Raw genomic sequence first — 15,966 nt, forward strand, 5'->3', positions numbered from 1 at the left:
TAATTCGAATAAATATAAATACTTCAAAGTGTATTGCATGAAATAGCGATAATGTATGTATCACAGAAAAGGCCAAATGACCGCGAGTGTAATGGACATGAGGGATAATTTTTGTAACAAAGTATTTCTATCTAGATTATCATAAAAGTCAGTTTAACTCAAAAGCATTTTTTTTGAAGGGTACTATTGCATACCTTGCTTACATTGTGCTACCTTTTGGTAATAGTTCCCCTAGCAGTGTACGAACTGAATTTGATACCACGGAACTATGAAACCAAAAAATCTAGTAGTATTTCTATCCTCCCTCTTAATTTTATTTACCTGCAAGGATGATTCGCAAAAAATCGATTTAGCTTCTTTGAATCTATTGAGAGGTGATCTTCAACTTTGTGGGAGTGGCCAATTCGGCGAATTAAAATTCTCGTTATCCTGCAATTACGAAACTAGGGACGATTTTGATCTGGCCGTTGCTTTATTGCATTCATTTCAATATGCCGATGCCGAGAAAGCCTTCGTAAAGGTAATAGATGCCGACCCAGATTGCCCAATGGCTTATTGGGGTGTTGCCATGAGCATTTATCATGCTGCTTGGTTTCCGCCTTCCGAAAAAGACTTGATAAAAGGTGCTAAAGTATTGGCCGTGGCCAAAAACTTAGCTATGGACGAAAAGCAGCGGGCTTATATCAATGCCATCGATGCCTTTTATGCCGATTGGCAAAATGTAGATCACAACACTAGGGCCTTGCGTTTTGAAAAAGCAATGGAAAAAATTCACCACGATTATCCCGAGGATGTGGAAGCGGCAATTTTTTATACTTTGGCCCTATATTCAACTCGGGATAGAGTTGGAAAGGACTATAAAAATGAACGGAAAGCAGGAAAAATTCTGGAGTCACTCTTTGCGGACAATCCTAACCATCCCGGGATTGCGCATTACATTATACACAACTACGACAACCCCGTTTTAGCCGATAAAGGACTGGAAACGGCGCGTAGGTACGCAAAAATCGCCCCATCCTCCTCACATGCCCAGCACATGCCTTCCCATATTTTCACACGACTTGGTATTTGGGAAGAATCCATACAATCGAACATTCAATCCGCCGAAAGTGCACGTTGCTACAAGCAAGCAATGCATATAAATGATGGTTTTTTCGAAGAGATACATGCCATAGATTACCTTGTTTATGCCTATTTACAGCAGGGTGATAATACTCGGGCTGAAAGAGAGTATAATGCAATTAGCGCGTCCACAACTGTCCATCCCTTAAATGTTACCGCTGTCATGTATCCGCTTGCAGCGATACCTGCTCGAATGGCTCTCGAAAACAAGAATTGGAACAAGGCGGCAAGTTTACAATTACAGGAAACAGGTTTGGATTGGGAAAAATTTCCATGGCAAAAGGCCATTCATCATTTTGCAAGAGCTTTAGGTGCGGCGCATACCAAAGATTTTGCCCAAGCCGAAGCGGAACTTCTGACGCTAAAAGTATTACACCAAAAAATGCTTGCTGAAAACGACCGTTCAATAGCTATTCAGGTAAAACAAGTTGAAATTCAGATGAAAACCGCGGAAGCTTGGCGGCATTTCAGTGAAAACGCTACCAAAAAAGCAATAGCGCTTATGCAAGAAGCAGCGGCCTTGGAGCGCAATACAAGCCTGCATCCGCTTACACCGGGAGACGTATTACCGGCCATTGAATTACTAGGTGATATGTATTTGGCGATGAACAAACCAGAGGAAGCATTAATGGCTTACGAGGAAAACCTAAACAAGACCCCCAAAAGATTCAACGGACTCTATGGTGCTGCCCTGGCTGCCGAGCGGTCCGGTAATAAAGAGAAGGCGATACACTATTTCCAAGAACTTATCGAATTGACCAAAAATTCGAGCAGTTTGCGACCTGAAATTGTTGAAGCCAAGGAATTCATACTACAATCTTAAAATGGAATACAATGAAAACAAAAATCAGTCTCATAGCCTTGGGAGCCTCGCTATTAATGTCCATCTATTTTATGAATAGCGATGCCAACGGAATTCAAACCACCAAGTATCAAAATGCATCCTTTAATTTTATCAAATGTACACCCGCCAAATTTATGTTGAATGTGGTTGACACTAGCCAACAGATTTCACCGCTGTTCAATAATCTAGGTAATCTTCATTTTCCTATTTCTACCAAGAATGAAAGGGCACAGACATTTTTTGACCAAGGCATAAAATTATCCTATGCTTTTAACCATGCAGAAGGACATCGTTCGTTTATGGAAGCGACCAGATTAGACCCGAAATCAGCAATGGCATATTGGGGTCAGGCTTTTGCATTAGGTCCGAATATCAATGACCCTATGCCTGTCGATGCACGTAAGGTCAAAATTAAAGAGGCTATGACAAAAGCCAGAAAATTATCGTCAAAAGCGAGTATAAAGGAACAGGCGCTTATAGAAGCATTATCGGCTAGATATAGCGAAGATCTGACCGCAGATGTGGCGGAACTTAATATGGCATACATGCATGCTATGGCTAAAGTGGTCGAACAATTTCCCGAAGACGCGAACATTCAGATTTTATATGCCGCTTCGGTGATGAATACAGTTCCATGGAATTATTGGGATAAAGACGGAAATCCATCACCAAATATTAAAGAAGCGAAAGCTGCCCTTGAAACTGCGATGGAACTTGAACCAGAAAACCCAGGAGCGCATCACTATTATATTCATATGGTAGAATTACCATATCCGGATATGGGCGTAGCTAGCGCTGATAAATTAGTGACCCTTATGCCGGGTGCTGGTCATATTGTTCACATGCCGTCACATATTTATATTCGCGTGGGTCGATATTTAGATGCTGTTAAAGTAAACCAGGTGGCCATTCAAGCAGATGAGGATTATATTGCCCAATGCTTTGCTCAGGGCCTTTATCCGCTAGCCTATTACCCGCATAATATTCATTTCCTGTGGTCTTCGGCAAGTTTATTAGGGGCTAGCGAAATCGCTATTGACGCCGCGAAAAAAACAGCCGAAAAGGTACCTATAGGCGAACTTGTAGCGCTACCTTTTTTACAGGACTTTTCCGCTACCCCTTTATTGGCTTACACACGTTTTGGTAAGTGGAATGAAATTCTGACTATCCCAGCGCCTAGTCCCGATATCAAACATCTAAACCTAATTCGACACTACGCCCGCGGAATCGCGTTTATAAGAAAAGGAAATCTTAAGGACGCAAAAGAAGAACTCCAGGCCATCGAGACTTTAAAAAAGGACCCGGAATTGCAAACAATAGTCGCCACTGCGAACAACGCTTCGATTTATTCGGCCAATATAGCTTACGAAATTGTAGCTGGTGAATTGGCAGCAGCTGAGGGCGAGATTTTAAAGGCATTAGGTCATTTAGAAAAAGCCGTCGAATTTGAAGATGCGCTAACCTATTCGGAGCCGTCTGCATGGCACATTCCAACACGTCAGAATTTAGGAGCTGTTTTAATGAACGCTAAAAAGTTTGAAGAAGCTGAAAGTATATTTAAGGAAGATTTAGCAATTCTTCGTCAAAACGGATGGTCTTTAATGGGACTGCATAACAGCTTAAAAGCGCAGGGCAAATTTAAAGAAGCTCAAGAAATCAAAGCAGAATTCGATAAAGCTTGGGAACATGCTGATATTGAAATTGATTCCTCTGTGTTATAGACACCAGAACTCATGAACGTAATTAAAAAATCAAGAATCTCATTTTCTGCATTGGCTTTTTTGGTAGTTGGCCTTGGTGTTTTTATGTATACCGTTTACTTTCAGGAAGAACAGCTTCCCGTATTCAATCCAACGGATTTCAATCCGGAACTGGTCGATGGTTCGCTGCAGGCTGTAAGTGAAAACCACACCGTTTCCGATTTTGAGCTCATTAATCAGAATGGGGCAACCATTACCCAGGCGGATTATGAAAATAAGGTCTATGTGGCTGACTTCTTTTTTACCCGCTGCCCGAGTATCTGCCCGATTATGACTAATAATATGGAAAAATTACAGCAAAAATTTTCAGAAGATGAGGTCGTCATGTTGCTCTCCATGTCGGTAACCCCGGAACTGGACAGCATTCCAGTATTAAAGGAATACGCGGATAAATATGGAGCGATAGCTTCCAAATGGAATATTACTACAGGAGACAAAAAACACATCTATAACTTAGCGCGCCAGAGCTATTTTGCTGTTGTAGATGAAGGGGATGGGGGTTTACAGGATTTTATTCATACCCCCAATTTTATACTGGTCGATAGGAAAAAGCAAATACGAGGGGTTTATGATGGCACAAAGGACCAAGAAATCGACCGTCTGATTGGTGACATCGAGGTTTTAAAGAGGAAGTGATGAATAAGGTAGTTTATTATGTGGCAAGTTCGCTCGATGGATTTATTTCTGGAGTGAATGGTGATATCAGCAAATTTGAATATCACGATAAAGCAGTGGAAAAATATCAAGCCGATTTGCTGAATTTCAGTACGGTTATCATGGGGCGAAAAACCTATGAATTCGGATATCAATTCGGGCTTGAACCGGGACAGCCGGCTTATCCGCACATGGAACACTATATTTTTTCAGAGACCTTACAAATCAAGGCGCTTGACAAGATGGTACATGTTGAAAAAATATCGCTGGAGCGCATCAAAGAAATAGTAGCTACCGCCAAAACCGATATTTATCTTTGTGGCGGTGGGGAATTTGCGGGCTGGCTTCTTGATAATGGTCTTATCGACCGATTGAAATTAAAATTAAACCCTATGGTGCTTGGAGATGGGATTCGGCTGTTTGGCAATTCCAAGACTTCCTTCACAGGTAAACTGATTGAAAAGGAGTCTTTTGATGGCGGAATTCAATTCTTAACCTACGATTTGAAATAGAAGCGAACAAATCATTGAAACAAAAACGGGTTAGACTTTGATGAAGGTCTATCCCGTTTTTGTACTCCTCGTTACAAAGGATTGGTGCTAAAGGTACTAGTACTTTCTAGATGCTGTCCAACAGATTTTCTTACTATTTTAAAGATACGTAAGGAAGATGGACCTTTTAGAATCTGTTGGAGATTGACCTACCTGCCGTTTAGGCAGGTTGATGAACCTTTTCATGATGTTGTTTTAATCCTGAGTTCATTTCAGGCCCTGATTGATGTATTGTTCAAATCGTGATTAGCGATTAAAATTCCTGTATTGTGCCCATTGCACTCTTTTGCTATGGCTAAAGGATGAAAAGTACTGTCCTGTTCTGGACTCCGTTGCTGTTCTGTTGCTAGATGCTTTCATAATTTTTAGTTTTAAAGTGATTTTCTGTTGTTTACTTTTTGGTCGTATAATCTATCGGTCTTCCAACCGAAGCCTATGCTAAAATAGATTCTGGGACGCTGTAGATGTAAGGGTAAATGTTCCATGATGTAGTTTTTTTATCCTGAACTTGTTTCAGGATCTGATTGATGAATTGTTTAAATCGTGATTAGCGATTGAAGTTCCTGTACTGTGCCCATTGTGCTCTTTTACTATTGCTAAGAGATGAAAAGTACTGTCCTGTTCTTGATTCTGTTGCCGTTTTTCTGAATGATGCTTTCATGATTGTTGTTTTTTTAAATTGTTGTTTTTTATTGATGGTTCAAATATGCTTTGATTTGCTTTGTGGTCGAAATTTTCATTTCTGAATTGTTGTTTACGAGGTGCAAATTGTAATTATTCGCTTCCAGAACAATTCTTATCGATTAAAATTTCTGTATTGTGCCCATTGTGCTCTTTTACTACTCTTTAAAGATGAAAAGTATTGTCCGGTCTTAGATTCGGTTGCTGTTCTGTTGTTCGTTGCTTTCATGATTTCTAGGTTTTCTCGCCCTGAACTTTTTTCAGGGACTTTTGATTGTTGTTTCTCAACTGAGGTACAACTAATAGACGAGAGGGTATTAATTTTGTTACAGTACTATGTATAAAAAGGTACTATATTCTTAAACTTTAACATTTTAAGACACCTAATAGTCTATTATGTAACTGATAATGAGTTTTTTACGTAAATAGTGTATTTTGGGGATTTTTTTCATTTCCTAGTCTTATACCCATAGGCTGGTTATCCCCCAACCTCTGCGTCCGAGACCTAAAAGCTATATTAAACCGATATGAATTGGCTAGATTAAAGCATGCTCTAAGTTCGAGAAAGAGTAGGAGATGAGCGGATGTCGCATTCAGACTGATGGGAGAAAATGTGGTTTTCTCAATGGCAAACGACAGCGTCTGACCTTTTGAAATCACGACGGAAACTTAAAGATGGGAATATAAAGAAGGACTTCTGGAAAGATAGCCATGCCAGAGGTAAAGGTTAAAACAAAACCACCTATAAAATGAACACCTTTGAAATGCTCATTTTATAGGTGGTTTGTTATTTCATTTAATAAAAAGGAAGAACTTTTTGCACATAAATTACTTTTCAACGGTGACCCCTTTCCAAAAGGCGACCCTGCCTTTGATACCTTTGGCCAGTTCGCTCACCTCAGGATAGTACCACGCTGCATCGGGATTCTGTTTTCCATCTACATTTAAGGTGTAATAAGACGCAACACCCTTCCAAGGGCAAGTGCTATGGGTTTCACTTTCAGTAAAATATTCTTTCTTAATACTCTCCGCAGGAAAATAATGGTTGTTTTCGACGACCACCGTGTCGTCGCTCTCTGCGATAACCGCATTGTTCCAAATAGCTTTCATAAATCAGTTTTTTAGTTGTTATGTACTTACCTTGTAGTTGAGACCCGGTATCGGCATCGTTTTGTTATAACATAATAGTCGCTTCTTTCTGGGGAAAATCTAGAATGCTGCCCTCAGTATGGCTGCTCAATACGCCTTACGAAGAACATAGTTTTTATACAATTTTTTCGAGTCGGTAAACTCCGTTTCTACCTGAAGCCCGGATTTTTCGGCGAGCCACATTATGATTCTATCGTCATATTTCTGCGATATTTCGGTATGTATGGTCTCCCATGGTCCGAATTCGGCCTGGAAATCAAGCTTCCCAATCGTAACCGTCTGTTCTTTTTTGGAAACCAAGTAGCTTTTAGCGGTGCCCGATTCTGGGTCATATACTTCCCAATGCAAAAATTGGTCTACATCAAAATCGCCACCCAATTCAGCATTGATGCGAGACAAAATATTCTTATTGAATGCCGCGGTAATACCGGTCTTATCGTTATAGGCATCCAAGATGGTTTGTGGATTTTTCTTTTGGTCAACGCCCAAAAAGAGCAAATCTTCCTCCTGCATTAGTGCGCGCACTTGTTTTAAAAATTCAATGGCTTGATCGTGCAACAGGTTGCCGATGTTGGAACCGAGGAATAAGATGACCTTTCGAGAGGTATTGGAACCGTTAAGCTCGTTCAAGGCCTCGAAATAGGTGCCTTGTTTCGTTTGAATGGGAACATCGGGAAGTTCTTTGGCAAGCGATGCCTTTAAGCCGTTCAGTACATTCTGGCTGATATCGATAGGCTGGTACGTAAAATCAGCTCCGTTTTGCGAAAGATGGTTTAATAATATTTTGGTCTTCTTGCCGTCGCCGGCACCCAATTCAATCAAATTAAAATGTCCGCCCTGTTTTCTGAAAAGCGTCGTAATTTCTTCTGTATGGTTCTCAAAAATAGAAAACTCGGCATCCGTCAGATAATATTCAGGCATCGCCATGATATCCTGAAAAAGCTTATCGCCCTTTTCATCATAAAAATATTTGGAGGAAAGATGCTTCGGAAAATCGGTCAAACCCTTATAGACCTCTTCTTCGAAAAGTGTTTCAAATCTAATTGCTGTATGTCTATGCATAAAATATAAGTCGTACGTTTTTTATAAAACTATCCGTTCGCGAATCGCGATTATTTTACCAATCGCAAGCCTGTATATTGCCATCGAAGATCGGTCTGAAAAAAATTGCGGTAAGTGGGCCGCGTATGGTTGATAGGTGTTGCTACGGAACCGCCCCGAAGCACTTTTTGATTGACCATGAACTTACCGTTGTACTCTCCCAAGGCCCCATCGGCTTTGGTGTAATTGGGGTAAGGCAGGTAGGCGCTTTCCGTCCACTCCCATCGGCTGCCCCAGGGAAAATACTGCTGTGCTGCTTCCCACTCGAATTCCGTTGGTAGGCGGCATCCTTTCCATTGTGCGAAAGCGAAGGCCTCAAAATAGGAAATATGCGTTACTGGAGATTCAGGATGAATAGGTTGCAATCCCTTTAAGGTGTAATGCTGCCAATTTCCATCGATACGATGCCAATACAGGGGAGATTCGATTCCATTTTGCTGCACCCAGTCCCAGCCTTCCGCATGCCATAGGTCAAATTTTTGGTATCCGCCGGCGGTTATAAATTCAATATATTCTTTATTGGTGACCAGTTTGTTGGCGATACTGTACGCATGAAGGTATACCTTATGCCTTCCCAATTCGTTGTCGTAACTGAATGTTTCCGAATTATGGCCTATATCATAAACACCTTCTTCCAATGAAACCCAATCTTGGACATGTTTTTCAACTGGATGTTCTTTGAAGGTGTCGGAATAAATCGGAAGTAAAGGATTATTCCCAAGAATATATTTGATATCCGTTAACAATAACTCTTGATGCTGTTTTTCATGATGGATACCGATTTCCAGTAAATTCAACAATTCTGGGTCATTTTTCTCTTGAAAGAGCGATTTGATGGCCTTGGTTACATAGTCCCGATATTCATACACTTTCTGAACCGATGGCCGGGAAAGATTACCTCGGTCAGACCGAACTACACGTTTGCCTACGGTTTCATAGTAACTATTGAAGACAAAGGAAAAATCGGTATCGAAAACACGATAGCTCGTCGCGTGGGGTTCCAAAATAAATTGCTCGAAAAACCAAGTGGAATGGCCCAAATGCCATTTCGGCGGGGAAACATCTATAATGGGCTGTACTACATAATCCTCGATTTCCAAAGGTTCGCAGAGGGTCTCGGTATGTTTTCGGGTTTCCAAAAAGAAATCCAATAGGGAATCGGTAAGAATCATAGCAAATGATTTATGCTATAAAGATACGGATAATGGAAAGGAGGTGGGTAACGCTTTTGGGGATTTGGTTGCCGTTATTAGCGCCGGGAACGCAGGAAGTATTATCGATGCGCCTTCGCAATAAGCTTTATCAAACAGCCACAACCCCCTTAATATGCGGATGCGGATTATAATCCACCAATGTGAAATCCTCGAATTTAAAATCAAAGATATCGGTCACTTCCGGATTGATAATCATTTTAGGGAGTGGCCTGGGCTCACGGCTTAATTGTAGCGCCACCTGCTCCATATGATTATCATAGATGTGGGCATCACCGAAAGAATGGATAAAATCCCCAGCCTCGTAACCGCAGACCTGCGCCATCATCATCGTAAACAACGCATAGGACGCGATATTGAAAGGTACCCCTAAAAAGATATCCGCACTGCGTTGATAAAGCTGTAAAGACAATTTTGCTTTCCCCCCTGCTTGGGAGGGGTCCGGGGGGCTCACATAAAACTGAAAAAAGGCGTGACACGGCGGCAAGGCCGCTTTGCCGTTTGCCACATTCTCGGAGAATGATTTTGAGGTATCAGGCAACACACTAGGGTTCCATGCCGATACGAGCATACGACGGCTATTAGGGTTGTTTTTTAAGGAATGGATAACTTCCTTGATCTGATCGATCTCATCATTGTTCCAATTGCGCCATTGGTGACCGTATACGGGACCTAAATCACCGTTTTCATCGGCCCATTCGTTCCAGATGCGTACTCCGTTTTCCTGAAGGTAACTTACATTGGTATCTCCCTTTAAAAACCAGAGTAATTCATAAACAATGGATTTTAAGTGCAGTTTCTTGGTCGTCACCATAGGGAAGCCTTCACTTAGATCAAACCGCATTTGATAGCCGAAAACACTTTTGGTACCCGTACCGGTACGGTCGCCTTTTTGATTGCCGTTTTCGAGTACATGTCTGAGTAAGTCGTGGTATTGTTTCATAAGCCCCCTAGCCCCCAAAGGGGGAACTCTTATGGGTGTGTTTTAATTTGTTTTGCTTCAAAAATAAACAAACAAGATTTGAGGAAAAACAAAAAGTTTTTCCATTTATCAATAATTATCAACCGTACTGGAAGTGCCGCGGGAATACCAGTTCCTCCTTTGGGAATGTTTTGATTTAGCTTCGATAATTAACAAACAAGATTCGAGGAAAAACTTTTAGTTTTTCCAGTTATCATTGATTATCGACCGCCCCAGAAGTGCCGCAAGAATGCGAGTTCCCCCTTTGGGGGCTAGGGGGCTTTTTTACCCTAAAATCATTCCTGCAAAAGTAGCGGAAAGTAAGGATGCCAAAGAACCGCCGAGAACGGCCTTTAGACCAAATTCCGAAAGCGTCCTTCGTTGACCTGGGGCTAGAGAACCGATACCGCCGATCTGTATGCCGATAGAGGCGAAATTGGCGAACCCGCACAGCATATAGGTGGCCATGATTACCGACTTGTTGTAGGTGAGGTGTGGGGTGTTGGCCATATCTTTCAACTCGGCCAATTGGCCGTATCCTATAAACTCACTAGCGGCTAATTTGATGCCCAATAGTTGCCCCATGAGCATGATATCCTCTTTGGCAATACCGATAAGCCACATCAGGGGTGCAAAGATGGTACCTAAAATCGCTTCCAGGGAGAACGAATCGTAAACGGAATTCGAGGCGATCCAATCATTTATACCCGTAAAATTTCCAAACCCGCCGAGGATACCATTGATCATGGCGATAACGGCTACAAAAACCAAGAGCATCGCACCTACGTTCACCGCCAGTTTTAGGCCTTCAGTGGTTCCGTTCGCGATGGCATCAAGAAGGTTAGCCCCGATTTTTTCGGAAGAAACATGTACATCGGTATTGACCGCCTCGGTCTGTGGGTAGAGCATTTTAGAGATGACAATGGCCCCAGGGGCCGCCATGACCGACGCTGCCAAAAGGTGTTTGGCGAACACCAACTGCAATACTTTGTCCTCGCCTCCTAAAAATTGGATGTAGGCTGCCAGTACGGCACCGGCAACGGTTGCCATACCACCGATCATTACCAAAAGAATCTCCGACTTGGTCATCTTCTCGAGATAAGCCTTAATCAATAATGGTGCTTCGGTCTGCCCCAGGAAAATATTTCCTGCGACCGATAGGCTTTCAGCACCGGAGATACCCAAACTTTTTGAAAGCAACCACGCCAAAGCTTTGACTACTTTTTGAATGATGCCCAAATAGAATAATAACGAGGTAAGTGCCGAGAAGAAAATAATTGTTGGAAGTACCTGAAAGGCAAAAATATAGCCGAAGGTATTCATGTCTACGACCAGCCCTTCAAAAAGGAACTTGCTTCCCGCCCGTGTATAGCCTAAGATATTGATAAAAACCTCTCCAATGGCTTCAAATATACGTTGAATAAAGGTGACTTTCAATACCCCGATCGCAATGAGCAATTGTATCGCCAAACCGATGAGAACCGTTCTCCAATTGATGGCCCTCCGATTTGAACTGAACAGAAAAGCGATCAGGAGCAGGACGGTCATACCGAGCACACCCCTTGCCAAACCCGATACGGTAAATCCCGCATTGGGAATAGCTTCCAGCTCATCGTTTAAAGTAGCTTCCGGAATGCTTTCCAGCTGTGTAATGTTGGTTATCGAATCGGTCGGAACCTCTTGGCCGAGTAGAGGGAACGCAAAAAGAAGTACAAGCAATAGCATCCACAGTTTGGTTCTCATGTTGCTTGTTGGGTTGGTTAATTGCGTTTGGAAATTTCGTCGCGTAGTTTGGCCGCCTTTTCGTAATCCTCATTGGCTACGGCCTTGTCCAGTTCCTTATTCAATTCATCAATGGTCAATTCTTGATAGCCATCCGTGGCACCGGACTCGATTTCTACGGTTTCCCCTTCTTGAAGGATTTCGTCGACCATGATACTATCGTCATTCTCCTCTTTTTCCTTGTCCTTTGAGGAGAATTTCAGGAAAATCCCCGCTTTATCTAAAATCGTCTTGTAAGTGAAAATAGGTGCGCCAAAACGCAGGGCCAATGCTATGGCATCGCTGGTACGGGCATCTATGATTTCTTCTACCTTGTCCCGCTCGCATATGATGCTTGAGTAGAATACACCATCGACCAATTTGTGAATGGTCACCTGCTTGATAACGATTTCATAGCGGTCCGCAAAATTTTTAAAAAGGTCATGGGTCAAGGGCCTAGGAGGTTTGATTTCCTTTTCCAAAGCAATGGCGATGGACTGTGCTTCAAAGGCTCCGATGACTATGGGCAACTTGCGATCGCCTTCCACTTCGTTCAAGATGAGGGCATAGGCACCGTTCTGTGTCTGGCTGTAGGATATTCCCTTGATTTTTAACCGTACTAAACTCATATCCTATTTCATTCTTTCGATTGAGACGCGCTACCTCTTGTTCCTATAAACTGTTTCTTGCATCGAACCCCTAAACGAACTTACAAGATAACAAACAGCGGTCTTCCTATAAAAATACAAAAAGGCTGTTTAAATATTGGGCTTTCCATATATTTAAACAGCCCTGTTGGGCGCGCAAATTAACAAAAATTAAGCGTTCTGCGCTTTTATTTCCTTTAATTTTTCGATGAGTTGTGGTACGACTTCGAAGGCATCTCCAACGATTCCATAATCCGCGGCCTTAAAAAATGGCGCTTCAGGATCGGTATTGATGACTACTTTGGTCTTTGATGAGCTTACTCCTGCCAAATGTTGGATCGCACCGGAAATACCGATGGCAATGTACAAGTTGCTGGCGACAGGTTTTCCTGTTTGACCTACGTGTTCCCCGTGAGGTCGCCATCCCAAATCGGAGACGGGCTTGGAGCAAGCGGTAGCGGCGCCCAAGACATCGGCCAACTCTTCGATCATGGTCCAGTTTTCGGGACCTTTGAGACCCCGACCAGCAGAAACGACTATATCGGCATCGGCAATGGTGGCCTTGCCTACTACCTTGTCCACTTCAACCGATTTTACGGTAAAATCCGCATCTTCCAAAGAAGGAGCGAAACTTTCGACGGCTGCAGAAGTCGGGTTCTCGACAACGCCAAAAGCGTTATTCGACACACCAATGACCTTATTTTCAGTGGTAATTTGCGTATGGGCAAAACCTTTATTACTGAATGCGGTTCTTTTTACCGTAAACGGATCTGTACTTTCTGGAGCCGCCACCACATTGGGAACATATCCTGCGGATAGTTTGGCCGCAAGAATCGGTGCCAAGAATTTGGTGTCCGCGCTTGAACTGACGATAATCACTTGTGCCTCTTCTTTTTGTGCAGCTTCCGCAATTAGATTGGCAAAAGCTTTAGCATTGAAGGGTTTCAATTTATCATCGGAAACGTTGAGCACTTTAGAGATCCCGTAGGTCCCCAAACTTTCATTGTCCCCGGCATTTACGGCTACGGCGGTCACCGTGGTACTCAATTGCTTGGCTACTTCACTGGCATAGGAAGCTACTTCAAATGCATTTTTCTTGAACTTTCCGTTTTCTGATTCTGTATATACTAATACTGCCATTTTTTTTCTTTTTAATCCTTTGAAAGGATAATTAACACTTATATTACTTTGGCCTCATCCTTCAACATGGTGACGAGCTCGTCTACCGAGCTAGCCAATTTCACCGTTCCTTTAGGCGCTGGCTTATCGAACTTTAGGTCGGTCGTTGCCTTTGTTGCATCAATGGGCTCGACCACATTAAGTTTCTTTTGGCGGGCCATCATGATTCCCCTCATATTAGGGATTCTCAAATCGGTTTCTTCGACCAACCCCTTTTGACCGCCAATGACCAAAGGTAAGCTTGTGGAGATTTTTTCCTTCCCCCCATCAATTTCCCGCATGGCCGTAGCGGTGTCGCCATCGACCTCTAAACTAATACAGGTGTTAACGAAGTTCATATCCAATAAGGTCGCCATGATTCCAGGTACCATACCGCCATTATAATCAATGGATTCCCTTCCTGCAATCACAAGATCATAACCTCCGTTTTTGACTACCTCAGCCAGCTGCTGCGCAACGAAAAACCCATCTGTGGGAACAGCGTTTATACGAATGCCTTCATCGGCACCGATAGCCAGCGCTTTTCGCATGGTTGGCTCGACGGTTGCCTCGCCAACTGTGGCAATATGAACGGTCGCGCCCTGTTTTTCTTTGAACCACATGGCCCGGGTTAAGCCGAATTCGTCATTCGGATTGATGACGAACTGAACCCCGTTGGTGTCGAACTTGGTGTCACCATCGGTAAAATTGATTTTTGAAGTGGTATCGGGTACATTACTGATACAAACTAATATCTTCATAAGCCTTTAATTTTTATCTTCTTTTTTTAATGTTTTTTCGATGCCTCTGCTCACTGAACTAAGGGTTTAAATCACCTCCCCAAAGGAGGGTCGGAACCGCTTTAATCCAATTGCTGACGGGCAAAAAATAAAATTCTAGTCTCCGATAATCTTAGGTTCGAAACTTGGGAAAAACCTTGAGGACGCTGCTTTGGATATAGCCGATTTCTAGAAATTTTATTTTGCTGCGCTAAGATAGGGAAAATTCTACAATTTACTATGCATGCATAGTAAATTTTGTATTGGATTTTACCTAAACGAGTCGTTCATCCCCACGCAAAGGGGGCTATTATTGGTATATTTTAGCGCGCGCTTGGGCACTGTTCTTACTACCTATATTACCATTTATATCAAACTAGTTAAGATGATATGTCTAGAGTAGGGGGGATTTGATAGCGGGAGGGAAAGCATTCGAAAAAAACAAGGGCATTTGTTCGATGACCCTAAGATATTTTTTGGTAGCGCTTGGTGAAGTTTTGAGAGATAATTTCCTATTTTTGCGTGCGTTTTAACGCTTTCGTAATTATAAATACGCATACCATATGAAAACATTACAGTTCAGGGAGGCGATCGTCGAGGCGATGTCGGAGGAGATGAGAAGGGACGAGTCCATTTATCTAATGGGCGAGGAAGTTGCCGAATACAACGGAGCCTACAAAGCATCAAAAGGTATGCTTGATGAGTTTGGAGAGAAACGGGTTATCGATACTCCCATTTCCGAGTTGGGTTTTGCAGGTGTCGGTGTTGGGTCTACCATGACCGGTAATAGGCCGATCATAGAATTTATGACATTTAACTTTGCATTGGTCGGTATCGATCAAATTATCAACAACGCCGCAAAGATCAGACAGATGTCGGGTGGTCAGTTTCCTTGTCCGATCGTTTTTCGTGGGCCTACAGGTTCTGCAGGTCAGCTAGGTGCGACACACTCGCAGGCTTTTGAGAGTTGGTACGCGAACTGTCCGGGGCTTAAGGTAGTTGTACCCTCTAATCCTGCTGATGCCAAGGGTCTTTTGAAATCGGCCATTCGGGACGATGACCCGGTCATTTTTATGGAGTCGGAACAGATGTACGGGGATAAGGGAGAAGTGCCCGAAGGCGAATATACCATTCCGATAGGAGTTGCCGATACCCGTCGGGAAGGCAATGATGTGACCATCGTATCTTTTGGAAAGATCATCAAAGAGGCCGATACCGCTGCCGATGAACTGGAGAAAGATGGTATCAGTTGTGAGATAATCGATTTGAGAACCGTAAAACCATTGGATTATGACGCAGTGGTCGCATCGGTAAAAAAGACAAACCGCTTGGTGATACTTGAAGAGGCTTGGCCTTTCGGGAACGTATCCACGGAAATTACCGCTCATGTTCAGGAACACGCTTTCGATTATCTGGATGCGCCCATCCAACGTATAAATACCGCCGACACTCCAGCGCCATATTCCCCGGTTTTACTGGAAGAATGGTTGCCCAACAAAGATGATGTGATCAAAGCTGTTAAGAAAGTGTTATATCGCTAACGAACGACTTTGAGAAATGTACTTTTGCTTCGCCAACCGAAACGGT

Annotated in this window: 13 protein-coding genes; 5 read left to right on the plus strand and 8 right to left on the minus strand. The window is 42.8% G+C overall.

The window, feature by feature from the left end:
* Positions 1 to 268 precede the first annotated feature (268 nt).
* From FGM00_RS01960 to FGM00_RS01975, 4 genes are read left to right on the plus strand one after another with little or no spacing between them, the layout of a single operon-like run.
* The gene (locus FGM00_RS01960; protein WP_138851294.1) at positions 269 to 1,945 is read left to right on the plus strand and encodes a tetratricopeptide repeat protein; all 1,677 of its coding nucleotides are present in this window, start codon (positions 269 to 271) and stop codon (positions 1,943 to 1,945) included.
* An 11-nt stretch (positions 1,946 to 1,956) separates the two neighbouring features.
* Positions 1,957 to 3,687, plus strand: a complete 1,731-nt coding sequence (locus FGM00_RS01965; protein WP_138851295.1) for a tetratricopeptide repeat protein — start codon at positions 1,957 to 1,959, stop codon at positions 3,685 to 3,687.
* Positions 3,688 to 3,699: 12 nt separating this feature from the next.
* Positions 3,700 to 4,362, plus strand: coding sequence for an SCO family protein (locus FGM00_RS01970; protein WP_138851296.1), 663 nt, complete (start codon positions 3,700 to 3,702; stop codon positions 4,360 to 4,362).
* Positions 4,362 to 4,892 (plus strand): dihydrofolate reductase family protein, encoded by a 531-nt coding sequence (locus FGM00_RS01975; protein ID WP_138851297.1) that lies wholly within the window; start codon positions 4,362 to 4,364, stop codon positions 4,890 to 4,892. Before FGM00_RS01970 ends, FGM00_RS01975 begins: the two co-directional genes overlap by 1 nt.
* A 1,548-nt stretch (positions 4,893 to 6,440) precedes the next feature.
* Here FGM00_RS01975 and FGM00_RS01980 read toward each other — a convergent pair.
* The 8 genes from FGM00_RS01980 to FGM00_RS02015 form a co-directional block, all read right to left on the minus strand.
* Entirely contained in the window at positions 6,441 to 6,722 is a 282-nt protein-coding gene (locus FGM00_RS01980; protein ID WP_138851298.1) for a DUF427 domain-containing protein, read from the minus strand.
* A gap of 126 nt (positions 6,723 to 6,848) precedes the next feature.
* Positions 6,849 to 7,823: an L-histidine N(alpha)-methyltransferase gene (gene egtD / locus FGM00_RS01985; RefSeq protein WP_138851299.1), complete on the minus strand. Its 975-nt coding sequence runs from the start codon at positions 7,821 to 7,823 to the stop codon at positions 6,849 to 6,851.
* Positions 7,824 to 7,873: 50 nt separating this feature from the next.
* Positions 7,874 to 9,034, minus strand: coding sequence for an ergothioneine biosynthesis protein EgtB (egtB, locus tag FGM00_RS01990; protein ID WP_138851300.1), 1,161 nt, complete (start codon positions 9,032 to 9,034; stop codon positions 7,874 to 7,876).
* 130 nt (positions 9,035 to 9,164) lie between these two features.
* Positions 9,165 to 10,016, minus strand: coding sequence for a thymidylate synthase (locus FGM00_RS01995; protein ID WP_138851301.1), 852 nt, complete (start codon positions 10,014 to 10,016; stop codon positions 9,165 to 9,167).
* A gap of 303 nt (positions 10,017 to 10,319) precedes the next feature.
* On the minus strand, positions 10,320 to 11,777 hold the full coding sequence (locus FGM00_RS02000; RefSeq protein WP_138851302.1) for a NupC/NupG family nucleoside CNT transporter: 1,458 nt from the start codon (positions 11,775 to 11,777) through the stop codon (positions 10,320 to 10,322).
* Between the two features lie 17 nt (positions 11,778 to 11,794).
* Positions 11,795 to 12,424, minus strand: coding sequence for a bifunctional nuclease family protein (locus FGM00_RS02005; RefSeq protein ID WP_138851303.1), 630 nt, complete (start codon positions 12,422 to 12,424; stop codon positions 11,795 to 11,797).
* A gap of 189 nt (positions 12,425 to 12,613) precedes the next feature.
* Positions 12,614 to 13,582, minus strand: a complete 969-nt coding sequence (locus FGM00_RS02010) for an electron transfer flavoprotein subunit alpha/FixB family protein (RefSeq protein ID WP_138851304.1) — start codon at positions 13,580 to 13,582, stop codon at positions 12,614 to 12,616.
* Between the two features lie 38 nt (positions 13,583 to 13,620).
* Positions 13,621 to 14,361, minus strand: coding sequence for an electron transfer flavoprotein subunit beta/FixA family protein (locus FGM00_RS02015; protein WP_138851305.1), 741 nt, complete (start codon positions 14,359 to 14,361; stop codon positions 13,621 to 13,623).
* A 581-nt stretch (positions 14,362 to 14,942) separates the two neighbouring features.
* Here FGM00_RS02015 and FGM00_RS02020 point away from each other — a divergent pair.
* Entirely contained in the window at positions 14,943 to 15,920 is a 978-nt protein-coding gene (locus tag FGM00_RS02020) for a pyruvate dehydrogenase complex E1 component subunit beta (protein WP_138851306.1), read from the plus strand.
* The last annotated feature ends 46 nt before the right edge of the window (positions 15,921 to 15,966 follow it).

The sequence above is a fragment of the Aggregatimonas sangjinii genome (assembly GCF_005943945.1).
GTDB lineage: Bacteria > Bacteroidota > Bacteroidia > Flavobacteriales > Flavobacteriaceae > Pelagihabitans > Pelagihabitans sangjinii.